Origin of the sequence: Emergencia timonensis (genome assembly GCF_900086585.1) — a bacterium.
GTDB lineage: Bacteria > Bacillota > Clostridia > Peptostreptococcales > Anaerovoracaceae > Senimuribacter > Senimuribacter timonensis.
The window spans coordinates 1585819-1598963 of the sequence record NZ_FLKM01000008.1; the positions used below are offsets into that span (position 1 = coordinate 1585819).

Consider the following 13145-nt stretch of genomic DNA (forward strand, 5'->3'; position numbering starts at 1 on the left):
CTTTTACCTTCGCTAAAATCCGATGACACTTGCAATAATCATGGTGGCAATGGACATGATGACTAGTACGCCTAAATACTTCCACATAAACTTAATCCACTGCGACCAGTCGATTCTTGCCACAGCCAGTGCGCCCATGAGACATCCGGAAGTGGGAACGATGATATTGGTCAGACCGTCGCCCAGCTGGAAGCCCAAAACCGCAGTCTGTCTGGTTACGTCGAGCAAATCTGCCAATGGCGCCATGATCGGCATAGTAATTGCGGCCTGGCCGGAGCCGGATACGACAAAGAAATTGAAAACTGCCTGGAATAGGTACATCAGCACTGCCGCAAAGGTTCCCGATACACCGACAAAAGCCTCGGAGATACCGTGTAGGATGGTGTTAAGTACGGTTGGAGCGGCAGGATCAGAACCGCCGAGTACCAGCATGATTCCTTGGGCCATACCGACAATCAGCGCGGCACCTACCAGATCGGCCGCACCCTGTTTAAAGGAAGAAGCGATGTCGTTGAGTTTCATACCGTTGAGTTTGAAAATAACGCCAATGATACCGGAGACCAGACCCATGATGAAGAATTGTGTGGAGATTTCAGGAATATAGTATCCTTCTTTTAGTACGCCCCAGATAACCCAGATGATGCCCGCTGCCATGGTCAGGAGAACCAAAATGTGTCCAGTCTTAAATTTTTCTGTCTTGTCGATCGGCGTATTTGTCTCTAGGTCATTTCTGAAATATGCGTCAGATACATAGGAAATAGACGATAGAGGATTTTTTTTAACTTTGTTGGCGTGGAACAGCATCATAGCCATTCCCGCACCGGTAAAGATAATCCAAAGAACGACTCTGAATGTAGCGCCAGAAAGGACGGGAACGCCTGCCACACCTTGGGCGATGGCAACAGAAAATGGATTCATCCACGATGTGCCAAAGCCAATCTGGGTAGCCACGTAAGTAATCAACACGCCGGTGACTGCGTCGTAGCCCATGGCGATTACCATTGGCACTAAGAGCATGGCGAAAGGAATTGACTCTTCACCCATACCCCAGATTGCACCGCCTAGAGAAAAGAAGATGAATAAAACTGGCAGTAAGAACTTTTCTTTTCCATTGCCTTTGCGAATCATGCCCATGATTCCGGCTTCAACTGCGCCGGTTCTCATGATAATGCCAAATGCGCCGCCGCAGACCAAAATGATTGCAATGACGCCGATAGCAGAACCCCATTTGTCGCCGCTGACCATGCCTTCAAACAAATAGTTTAAAAGACCTACGCCGCCGCCAGCTTCAAAGAGGCCAACGCCTTTTTTCAAAGGTTCTCCGTTGGCATCCAGCACATATTGGAAGCTGTTGTCTTTGATGACTGTTCTGGTAGACTCGGCCCCGTCAATCATATAGGAAACCTCCTGGGTTTCGTACATGCCCTGGGGAATAAGATAAGTGAGCAGAGCAGCAAAGCATACGACGAAAAAAATAATGACATAGGTGTCAGGAACCTTAAACCCTTTGTTTAAGGTTTCCAGGGTTTCACCTTTTTTCTTTTTACTCATGGTGAGTACCTCCTTAATATATTTTGTATCGCAGTGGATACTCTACATATAGCAAGGGACGTGCCAATCAAAAAATCCTCTAATTTAGACCTTCTCGCTGACAGAGATGTAAATACAGGATTTATATGGGATTGATTTTGGATGAAATTTGGCTTTACTGCCGATTTTAATTGCTGTCGAAATCTGAGTATAAACAGGCAAAGCCTTTTTCGGTCAGGGTCAGGCCGTATTTTCCCTGGTGATTTGCAATGAGATTTCTGGAAAGCAGGGTTGAAATACCTTTTCTAATCTTGTACTCCGAAACATGGTGAGGCTGTTCTTTCAGAAAGCGTAAAATGCTGCCGCGGCCTGCGATATCGCCTTTCAAGTTGATTTCCCAAATAGCAGAAAGGACCAGCAGAGCTATCTCGTCCATGTGAAGTGCAGGCGCGCAAGCAGATATTGGCTGCGGGCATTCAAAACTGTCAGCGGGCAAATCTTCTTTTGTAATTACATCTCTCTCACTTACGGCAAAAGCGAATTTGATGACATTGAGCAGTTCCCTGATATTTCCCGGCCAGTCGTGTCCCATGAGAATTTCCATGACTTCATGGTCGATGGGTTTCGGATCAGAGAAGAGATGGCTCTGCCAATGGCGCACCAACAGGGGAATATCTGTTTTTCGTTCTTTCAAAGAGGGCAGGTGAATGTATCCTTCGCGAAGACGGTAATAAAGATCCTTGCGGAAGGTTTTCTCATAAATCATCTGTTTTAGGTCTCGATTTGTTGCAGCGATGATTCGTACATCGATGGGAATGATCCGATCTCCGCCTATTTTCATGATTTCCCGTTCTTCGATGACGCGCAGCAGCTTTGCCTGCATCTTTATGGAGATATCCCCAATCTCGTCGAGAAAGATCGTACCGCCGTTGGCCTGCTGAAATAATCCCACTTTGCCGCCCTTTTTTGCACCGGTAAAAGACCCTTCCTCATAACCGAACAGTTCAGATTCCAAAAGATGGTCTGGCAGGGCAGAAAAGTTGATTGCTACAAAAGGCTGGCGCACCCGCTGCGAAGCGTTGTGGATGGCGCTGGCAAAGAGCTCTTTGCCAGTACCGTTATCTCCTTCGATCAAAACGGTCAGATCAGTTCTGGCAATTTTCTGAGATATGACCTTGGTCTTTTGAATGTTTTCACTTTCTCCGATAATGTCATCAAAACGATATTTGGCGTAGTATCCGGTTCCAATCAGTTCTCTGCGCACGGTCTTCATCACTTTGCTGGCCTCATCGGCGATGTTGGATACTCTCTTGGCAAAATCTAAAATGTTGGTTAGATATAAATTGGCGTAGTCTTGGGTTTTTTGCTCTAAGACGCCATAATGAGACATGATTTTGACCACGGTGGGAAAGTCCATGACTCTGGTGCCGATGTTGTAGACTGCATCGATGCCGGGCGGCACTTTGTCGACCTCTCCAGGGGTTATGGCGATGGAAATGTCTTTTGGGACAGACTGACAGCCTGGATAATAAGGCACTAGATGTAAAAAGTCAAAACCGATGTCTTTTAAATGATCGATACTTTCTAAAGCGCTGACAGGAGAATCATTGACCAGCAGAATTCTTTGATTGCGCGGCAGGGTGAGAATGGTATCAAGCTGGTTGTTAAACATGGTTCTGTTGGTAATGATGTACTCCTTGATGAGAGGACGGAAACCGGACTTTAAGAAATCATCATAAACCTCCTGACTGGAAAACACGGAGAAATAATTGCCCTCAGGCGTGTCTTTGCCTTCATAGAAAAAGAAAGGAATGATGGGAACTTCCTTTGGAAGAAACCCCCGCAGCTGCTCTAGTAATGCGTTTTCTGTAGAACGGCTTCCACAGATTAAAAGCAGCGGCTCGTAATTTAAATTGTAATTCATAGTATCTCCTTCTATTTGACTGTGCTCACTGTTCTTCTATATTATCAACATCATAGCATATCTGCCGTCGTTTGTAATCCTTCAAACAAAAAAAGAAGAGACTGTCGCTACCAGCAGATTCTTCATCTGCTAGTGCGACAGCACCTCTCAATAATTAACAAGTACCTGTTAGCTTTTTGCCCAAAAAAGACGCTTGTATCAAGGACCCCGGCAGGAATAAGGAGCAGGCGCGATAGCGCCGGGGACGCAGCCATCATTTCAACTTGTATGCTGGTTTTTTAGACCCCAGACCACCAAAAAAATGATAATTGACATGTATGGATGTCTATGGTATTATAATTATACCGCGTTCGGTTTAATAATAAGGAGGGATATTATGTCACGCACCCAGAAAGACTTTGCGCCACGTAAAGAGAAATTGATTCAAATTGCTTTGGATCAGTTTCTCGAAAAGGGCTATGAAAATACAACCATCACTGACTTGCAAAAAGCGTTTGGGCTCACGAAGGGCGGAATGTACCATTACTTCAACAGCAAGGAAGAAATACTGGATGCTGTAATTAAAAAAGGGATAGGGGATTGGATTGACGAAGTGCGCAATCACATAATGGAGTTACCGGCGGAAGACAGATTGATGTATCTGTGTTTCACCGACACAGCGAACAGCTTCTCCAGTCAGCTGCTCCAATACGGCAGATCGGGAGATAGCTCCATCGTAACTTATAAGCTGCGGGAACAGCGCATGAAAATGTCGGTTCCGCTGGTGACGGAAATTATTAAACAGTATATGGACAGCGGGTTTTATACATGTGATTATCCTGAAGAAATAGCGGAAATCCTCTTGATGCTGGCTGTTTCCACCAGTGATCAAATATTTGGCCCCGCCACGAATGAGGATAAGTGGAAGAGGCGAATTGATGCTATGATAACATTGTGGAGAAATTGCGTACACCCTCCTGAAAGCCATTTGGATGAGTTGCGAGACAATTTGACCCGTTTTTATGAGGATAGTATGACAAGAAGTAACTCATGCAATTATGACTCACATAAGGAGAATATCACATGACACTAAAAGCAAAACTTTGGAACAAGGATTTTACTCTGGTCGTAATAGGCCAAATTATCTCACTGTTCGGTAACGCTGTTCTTCGCTTTGCGCTGCCGCTGTATATCTTGGAGCAAAGCGGCTCACCCGCCCTGTTTGGGCAAGTTTCGGCACTGGCTTTTTTACCTATGATTCTGCTTTCGCCAGTGGGAGGCATGATCGCTGACCGTGTGAATAAACAACGTATCATGGTTGTCTTAGATTTTATTACCTCCGCTTTGGTTTTTGGCTATATCGCCATAAGTGGTTATTTTTCAGCCATAGCCATTGTAGTCGTGCTGATGATGGCGCTCTATGCCATTCAAGGGGCGTATAGCCCGGCGGTGCAAGCCAGCATCCCATTGCTGGTAGAAGAGGAAAAGTTGGTTCCAGCAAACGCCGCCGTAAACCTCGTAAATTCACTGTCTAATATGCTGGGACCGGTCATAGGCGGCATACTTTATGGAACGTTTGGACTTCCTATAGTGCTTATTGTAAGCGCCATATGTTTTTTTCTATCAGCGGTCATGGAATTATTTATTAGAATACCGCACAAAAAGCAAGCGTCCACCGGTAATATGTGGACTACAGTGAAAAAGGATATGGGCAGCAGCCTTCGCTTTATGTTCAAGACAAAACCGATTTTAGCAAAAATTATCTTTATCATGACATTGTTTGAACTGTTTGCCAGTTCAGTACTTATTATCGGCGTGCCAGTGTTGATTACACAAACATATGCGTTTTCCAGCCAATGGCTAGGTGTGACACAAGGCATTATGATGGGTGGGGGATTAGTAGGTGGAGTGCTGGCTGGAGTGCTGGCGAAAAAATTATCCATAAAAAAAATACACCGGTTGCTGTTACTGATCGCTCTGTGCTTTGTACCGATTGTGTTAGGACTACTGTTAGGCGTTTCTGCTATCGTTGGCTATGGTATCATTACTGCGGCTTGCTTTTTTACGATGATTGCCGGTGTACTGATGCGCGTGCAGTTGTTTGCATTCATCCAGCAGGTAGTTCCGGAAGAAATAATGGGCAAGGTATTTTCTTGTTTGATGGCAATTATTCTTTGTGCTCAACCCGTTGGTCAATGGCTTGCTGGCTGGAGTTTTGAGCGTTTTGCAGAGTTGCCGTGGGTCGTGTTATTGGCGGCTGTCGCACTATCCAGCATAGTATCCGTCTATTCCCGCAGTTGCTTCCACAAAATCGAAGTATAGTTCATTCCATCCCTACGAAAGTTTCGGCTGGCGTAAGTGGTTGATTGTTAGAGGGATATTTTTCCCTCCCCTGATACAGAACGGGCGGCTTCTGGACAAAATGTCCAGAGGCCGCCCGTTCCCCTTTGCGGCGGCATCCTTGTTGAAGATGGCCGGCAGAGGTATAATATAGCGGAGATGGATTACGGCCAGGCCGATATGGATATTTACGAATACTTCAAGGCCCAGGGCGTGAAAATCGAAAGCCCGCCGGAACTGCAAGCTACAGTTCCGAACTGACCGCCGCCCGCGCCGCGCTTGCCAAAACTGAAAGCGAGATTGAAAAACTGCTTGATACGCTTCCCGGTGCAAACCCCACCTTGCTACAATACGCAAACAACCGCATTGAGGAACTGGATGGGTAACGGCAAACCCAGGCGAAACGGGTGGCCGACCTTACCGCTAATTCCGTTTTGTCCTCTCAGGTTGAAAGTATATTCGGCTATCTGCGGGACTGGGAGTCCGTGACTTTGACGACAAGCGCCAGGTGCTTGACACGCTTGTTTCACAAGTGCGGGCCACGAGTGCGCAAGTTGTGTTATATTGAAAACTTTGTTTTTTTCACCTCACATCATGCCATTGTCAAAGACATTTAAAAATCCTGTGTTGCAATTATTCTTTATGAAAGCTTACTAGGAGCTGATTGTATTGAGGAATTATTGATACTATGCGAAAGAAAAGCTTTTTAACTTTCAACCTGCCGATATTTAAAATATAAGTTGATTTCCGTACGAAGAAGGCAGAAGCAGCAGCGAAATATGCCGATTCCGGAGATATTTATTAGTCTCCATGCGGAAAATCAAAGAGAGGAGTATCGTTTCGTTATTTGTTATCTGCTAGCACCTTGGCGCATAGTAAAGTCTGATTACATTTTCGCCGTTACAGAGGTTGATGTGATATGGCTTTGCGCAGACAAAGCGAAAGCCTGGAATGCAGCGGATGTTGTGACAGGCGGAAACACAGATGCAGGCGCTGACATTGGTGACAGTCTGATCTGGAATGATTCGCTTACCTGTACAGCAGTTGAGATATTGTACGGTATACGAGGCAGTACCGTCAATGACAGTTGCAGAAGCGTTATCATAGAGATAGGTTGTGCCTGTCTCCAGGACGGCGAAGTCGGATAGAACCGTGTCTCGGCAGTCAGTTTTTCCATAGAAAGGAAATTCTGCTGCGCTGTGGGCGGGAACTACGAGATTTTCAGCTAAGATGCGGCGGTTTTGGCTGACCAAAGCTTCTTCAATAGTTTCTGCGCCCTGTACGTCGTAGAGCAGAGGGAAGGTCAACTGCGTATCGGTGTAGTTTTCTACCATGACTCGATAATAGATATTTCGGCAGGCAGAGATAGAAATTTCCTTATAGTTGACATTGTCTGCAGAACTGCCGACGAATTTTTTGATAGAAAAATCTGCGCTGCAAGCTACAATTGGCGATGGAAAGTTTAACAAACGAGAGGGTTGATTATAACTCAAATCAGATGCATCAGCGACAAGGTGGTTTGGCTCCAGGAAGGTGACGTAAGTTCTTTCATCGTAATTGGTGTGAAGATGGGTTCCGTGGGCGGAGCCTTTATTTGCAAGATCATAGGTGATTCTGATTTGTGTCCGACTGTCGGGGGAGGCGAGGGGAAAAGGAACTTTTCCCAAATCTATGACGATGGTATCGCCATGAATATTGGCATCGCCCACATCTGGCAATAGAGCTGGTTTGACATAAATCGTGTAGTCTGGGTCAGCAGGATCGATAATATCGGAATCGCTGACGGACTTCAGCCGAAGACCGTCCTGCCAGCCAGTGATTTTGATGGAGCCGGGTACATAATAGAAGAGTGCCTTGTTGATGGTATCCACAATGGTAAGCTGCAGGCTGCCCGTCAGTACAAAGAGATCGCGAACCAGGCGTTCCAGTTCTTCAATAATAGGACTTTCTGAGCCGTTTTCCGTGGCTTCACGCAGATAGGAGCCGGTAGAGGCGATTGTCCGCATGATATTGAGCACGTCGTCTCTGGTGTAAGGACCAGGTGTCTGCGCGTCGATTTCAATTCCCAGAACAAAGAGGGACGCGTTACCTTCAGAAGGGTTTTTCACGCGCAGCGCAGCCTCATAAGCTCTCTGCAAGGCCAAAACCAATTCCTCAGAAGTAGCTGATCTGTTAGCGATTTCTCCGAGAAGTGTAGGCAGTGTTTGCCGCAGATAGAGATAATATTTCCAAGGTTCACCGGCTGTATCAGGCAGAAAATCACTGTTGACGCTGGTCGGTTTCGCATAGACGCCTCTGTACTCTGGATTGACAGAGCGATTAGCCTGACCGTCGGTAATGAGCACTACCGCCCTGCGCAGGATATCGTCAGACTGTGTGAATCCTGGCGTCTTCAACAGAATATAAGCTTCTTCCAGACCGGCTTCTGTGTTGGTATCTTCGCCATAAGGAATGGCCCAGATCATGTTATCCAGTATGGTATTGTTTTCATAACCGCTGTCATTCATACTGTAGGGCAGCTGCGAAGGTGTCAAAGGCGTCGAAGCTGCCACAGCAGTGATGAAATTCCCCGTATAAGCCGATGGATTCGCCGCATACACAGTCGATAGATATTCCTGCAGAACAGTGTCTGCTTTGGCGGAACCGTCGTCGTTGTAAATGTCCGTATACTGAATCTGGTAATATCGGTAGTAATTGTAGAGACTGAGCTGGGTGCTGGCAGCGATGGGCGCAGATTGTTCCATATACACTGTCATATCAGTCGATGAGACGAAAGATCCGTTGCGATAGCCCAGAATCTGTCCGATCAGATTACCGCTGGTAGTAGAGCGGCGCCAGGTAAAAAGCGTACCTAGATAATCGTAAGAAAAGCCTCTATCTACACCCGGAACGTAAGCGTCACGGGCAAAGGGCACTATCGTGACCCTGGTCTCTTTATTTTGCTGCCATAGCAGATTAATTGTCTGAATCAAGGCCCTTTTGGCAAGCGCCATTTTTCTGCTGCCGCCGGACATCATGCTGGCTGTCACATCTAGGACGAAGATGACATCCAGCGAATGAGGCGGATAGTAAGAGAAGACCAGCGGATTTGCTTCTAAATCTAAGGTTACAGTAGGGTTACAATCACCTTCTGCGCCCTTGGAAATTCTCAGCCGGTCATAAAAATGAAGGTCTGCGCCGGTGCCGTTATTTGCGGCAGCATCAAAGACTGTAGTTTCACCCGACGTAATCCAGTAGTCCGGATTGAGGGGGTCGTTGACGGGGCGAATCAAATCGTACCCGCCCAGATATGCTGGATTCTCTTTTCCAACCCCCTGATAAAGACATGGTATTTTTGTGATAGACATAGCTATACCTCCAATCTCTATCAGTATATTAAAGGACAACATTTCATGTGTTTTTCAGGACAAAGGCAGACTGCCTGATTCTAATGCAGTTTGGTTGGGTGAATTTCTCAAGGGATGGTTGTGTACCATCTAAACAAAGTGTGATACTATCAGTTTAATGAAAGAACTGCAGGGAGGTAGAAAATGAAAATCAATGATTTTAAACTGGAATGTTACTTTGGTCTGTACGAGTTTACAGCACCGTATTTATTGACGCAGTCAGACTGCGAGTCTATGACGACAGAGGAGCTTCTTGCCATGGAACCGGGCGCCAAGGAAGATTATCTCAAGCAATGGTTGGGTTATACAGAGACCTGGGGCGATCCTGCGTTGAGAGAAGTAATCGCCGGACTATATCAGGACATGAAAGCGGAAAACATTTTGGTATTCCACGGCGCCCAAGAGGCAATTTTTGCCTATATGAACGTCATGCTAAATCCAGGCGACCATATGATCGCCATGTATCCAAACTACCAGTCAGCTTATGAGGTGGCAAATTCCGTTCCCGACTGCGCCTTCTCTAAGTGGTGGGTAAAGGACGGCGGCGATAAATGGGTGATTGATTTTGATGAGCTGGAAGGTCTGATTCAACCAAATACCAAGGTGCTGGCGATCAACTCACCGAATAATCCTACTGGCTATACTTTTACCAATGAGGAGATAAGACGTCTGTGCAAAATCTGCAAAGATCACGACATCTATCTATTCTCTGATGAGGTATATAAGGGATTGGAGATGGATGGAGAGACGCGAGACTGGATGGCAGACCATTACGAAGGATGCGTTTCTCTAGGCGTCATGTCGAAGGCTTACGGTCTGGCCGGTCTGCGAGTAGGCTGGCTGGCTTCTAAAGATACGGAAATGCTCAATAAAGTCGTAAAATTCAAGCATTATATGAGTATCTGTGATTCAGCGCCGTCTGAATTCCTATCAAAGGTAGCGCTAAAGCATAGCGATCAGCTTCTGAAGCGAAGTCACGACTTGATTGTTGAAAACATTAAACTGGCAGATCAATTCTTTGAGAAATACGCTTACTTATTTGAGAAAAAAGAGATTACCTGTGGGCCTGTTGCGTTCCATAAGCTTTTAATCGACATGCCGGTGGATGAATTCTGCCAGATGGCTGTAGATAAAAAAGGCGTGCTTTTGCTGCCTGCTGGAATTTACGATATGGAAGGCCAGTATTTCAGGATGGGTTATGGAAGAAAAGGTGTTCCTGAGGCTTTAGAAAAATTTGAAGAGTTCCTGATCGAGAATGGATTTACCAAGTAGGAGGTGAAGCCGATGAAGACGATGCTGCTTTGCATGAACGATGTGAGAAGTTCCTTATCCATGGCGGCGGTCATTGAGGCTGTAGAGGAAGGATACCTGGCCTTTGAAGAGGGGAAAGTACAGCAGCCCGACATCGTATCAATGGAGATGCCGGAGCATCACGGAGAAACCGACATCAAATCCTGCTATAATGCTTTAAACGAGAGCGTGTCTGTTAAGATTGCTTCGGGATTTTATGATAATGGGAAAACAAACGATTTACCGACGATGATAGGTACGATTCTGCTTTTCGATGGCAGGACTGGCGCGCCTGTCTGCATTATGGACGGCAGTTTGATTACGGCAATCCGTACAGGCGCTGCCGGCGCAATTTCCTCAAAGCTTTTGGCCAGGAAGGATTCTAAAACAGTCGCGGTTTTTGGCGGAGGCGGTCAGGCCAGAATGCAGGTCTACGGACTCTGTCAGGTGATGGACATTGAAACGATTAAAGTATACAGCCAGTATCCACATGAGCTGGCGGCTTATAAAGCCGACGTAGAAAAAGAGACTGGAAGACAGGTCATCCTATGCGATTCTGTAGAGATGACGATGGAAGACGCCGATATTGCCATATCTACAACGCCGTCAAAGGAGTTTTTGGTGAACAGCAGCCTGGTCAAACCGGGCATGCATATTGTCGCTGTCGGCGCCGATATGGCTGGAAAAAACGAGTGGGATCCACAGATTTTCAGAGGTGCAAAAGTTGTAGGCGACAGTATTGCACAGTGTGTAAGCCGCGGCGAAATGCGAAACGCCATTGTGGCGAAAGTGATTGCAGAAGATGATATCTATGGGGAGATTGGAGAAATCCTCGCTGGGAAGAAGGCAGGCAGAGAGTCAGCAGAAGAAATTACGATCTTTGATACCACGGGAATGGGAATTCAAGATAATGTGACAGCTATGAGGGTTTACGAAATTGCAAAAGAAAAGGGACTTGGCCAGTGGTTCGAGTTTCTGTAGGAAAAGAGCGCCAGCCGCGTTAGAAGGCTGGCGCTCTTTTAGAATTTTGCGGCGCTGATTTAATATTCCGCCAGTGTGAAACCTTATTTTACTCATGGTCGTTTTATGATACAATAGAAAGAAAGACAGCGCGAAGTTGTAAGTTATCAGTTAACAGGACAATTCGAAAGGTACTCTATTACAGCCATCATTTTATACCCGATTTTTCTTAAATGGAAACAGTCAGACGATATATGTAAGCTGAAAAAATATTGAAGGGAATTGTAATGATAGAATTCGAGTGGAAACCCGATAAGACGGCCAAGACGCCAATTTATCGGCAGATTGTAAAATACATCAGCGATAAGATTGCCGCAGGGGACTGGGTGATCGGCAGCCGCCTGCCATCCCAGCGGGCAATGGCTTTGGCTTTTGACGTCAACCGCAGTACCATCGTCACCGCCATGGAAGAATTATTATCTTACGACATTTTGGAGAGTGATTTTGGCGGCGGAACCAGAGTCAAAAGCAACTCTTGGTCTCTTTTGATGAGCCAGCCGCCAGACTGGAACAAATATATCAGCAGCGGGCCGTTTCACGCCAACCTCCCGACCATTCAGACCATCAACAAGCTGGAGTTTGAACCGGGTTATATCAGGATTGGCACAGGAGAACTGGCGCCAGAACTGTATCCCAACAAGCTGGTCACGAAAATCTTCCGCAGGATGCCGGAAGTTGTGCCACATCTGGGTTATCTGGGACCCCTCGGCTTACCAGAACTGGGGCGGGCCTTGTCTGAGCGCCTTCAATTGGAACAGGGTATTGAAGCCGATCCGGCCAATATTATGGTCGCTTCTGGTTCGCTGCAAGGGCTGCAGCTGATCAGCGTCTGCATGCTGAAGCGTGGCAGCCGCGTTTATACAGAGGCGCCTACCTATTTAAAATCTCTGCAGATTTTTCAGTCTGCAGGTATGAATTTGTGTGGTATACCGATGGACGAAGAGGGTATAAAATACTGGAACATCAAAGGCGCTTCCATCGATTCGCTGCTTTATACCATTCCAACTCATCACAATCCGACGGGCCTGGTCATGAGCGAAGAACGCAGGAAAGCGCTTCTCAGCTTCTGCCAGAAGAACTGTCTGCCTGTGCTGGAGGACGATGCTTACGGTCAGCTGTGGTTTGAAGAAAAGCCCCCAAAGGCTATTAAGGCCAGCGACAAAACAGGTTCAGTCATTTACCTGGGCACTGTCTCCAAGACCATGGCGCCAGGCCTGCGTATTGGCTGGGTCGTTGGACCAGAGGCTGTTGTACAGAGGCTGGGTGACGTTAAAATGCAGACCGACTACGGGGCCAGTTCAGTTTCCCAGTGGATGATGACAGAGTTATTGACCAGTGGAGATTATGATATCTATTTAGACGATTTGCGCCGGGAGCTGAAAGGGAGAAGAGATAACGCCCTGGCGGCTCTCAGACGTAATTTCAACGATATGGCTACGTGGAACCGACCCAGCGGAGGATTTTACATCTGGCTTCGTCTCAATAAAGAAGTACCGATTGACAAGGTGTTTCATGAGGCGCTGCAGCATGGGCTTCTGCTGAATCCGGGAAACATTTACGACTATATAGAAAACCACGCCATCAGGATTTCCTACGCTTATGCCGATCCGGAGGATATGACGAAAGCGATAGAAATTTTGGCATCCATTGTAGAAAAATATGATTAGAGGTAGTTA

General features: G+C 46.5%; 8 protein-coding genes. 5 read left to right on the forward strand and 3 right to left on the reverse strand.

Features of this window, described 5'->3' with window-relative positions; translation table 11 throughout:
- Positions 1-12: 12 nt before the first annotated feature.
- Positions 13-1551 (reverse strand): putative basic amino acid antiporter YfcC, encoded by a 1539-nt coding sequence (gene yfcC, locus BN6539_RS08565; protein WP_067536590.1) that lies wholly within the window; start codon positions 1549-1551, stop codon positions 13-15.
- Between the two features lie 166 nt (positions 1552-1717).
- Positions 1718-3454 carry a sigma-54 interaction domain-containing protein gene (locus BN6539_RS08570; protein ID WP_067536594.1) on the reverse strand — a complete coding sequence of 579 codons (1737 nt, stop codon included), beginning with the start codon at positions 3452-3454 and terminating at the stop codon, positions 1718-1720.
- Positions 3455-3830: 376 nt separating this feature from the next.
- Between BN6539_RS08570 and BN6539_RS08575 the strand changes: the two genes are divergently transcribed.
- Both BN6539_RS08575 and BN6539_RS08580 read left to right on the forward strand, forming a co-directional pair.
- Positions 3831-4520: a TetR/AcrR family transcriptional regulator gene (locus tag BN6539_RS08575; protein WP_067536597.1), complete on the forward strand. Its 690-nt coding sequence runs from the start codon at positions 3831-3833 to the stop codon at positions 4518-4520.
- On the forward strand, positions 4517-5755 hold the full coding sequence (locus BN6539_RS08580) for an MFS transporter (protein WP_067536600.1): 1239 nt from the start codon (positions 4517-4519) through the stop codon (positions 5753-5755). Before BN6539_RS08575 ends, BN6539_RS08580 begins: the two co-directional genes overlap by 4 nt.
- An 875-nt stretch (positions 5756-6630) precedes the next feature.
- On the opposite strand, the gene BN6539_RS08585 is transcribed toward BN6539_RS08580, so the two are convergent.
- Positions 6631-9120, reverse strand: coding sequence for a vWA domain-containing protein (locus BN6539_RS08585; RefSeq protein WP_067536604.1), 2490 nt, complete (start codon positions 9118-9120; stop codon positions 6631-6633).
- Positions 9121-9303: 183 nt separating this feature from the next.
- On the opposite strand from BN6539_RS08585, the gene BN6539_RS08590 reads away from it, so the two are divergent.
- From BN6539_RS08590 to BN6539_RS08600, 3 genes are all read left to right on the forward strand, one after another.
- Complete coding sequence (locus BN6539_RS08590; RefSeq protein WP_067536608.1) at positions 9304-10431, forward strand: aminotransferase class I/II-fold pyridoxal phosphate-dependent enzyme; 1128 nt, start codon at positions 9304-9306, stop codon at positions 10429-10431.
- A gap of 12 nt (positions 10432-10443) precedes the next feature.
- Positions 10444-11430 carry an ornithine cyclodeaminase family protein gene (locus BN6539_RS08595; protein WP_067536612.1) on the forward strand — a complete coding sequence of 329 codons (987 nt, stop codon included), beginning with the start codon at positions 10444-10446 and terminating at the stop codon, positions 11428-11430.
- A gap of 266 nt (positions 11431-11696) precedes the next feature.
- Positions 11697-13136, forward strand: a complete 1440-nt coding sequence (locus tag BN6539_RS08600; protein WP_067536615.1) for an aminotransferase-like domain-containing protein — start codon at positions 11697-11699, stop codon at positions 13134-13136.
- Positions 13137-13145: the final 9 nt, after the last annotated feature.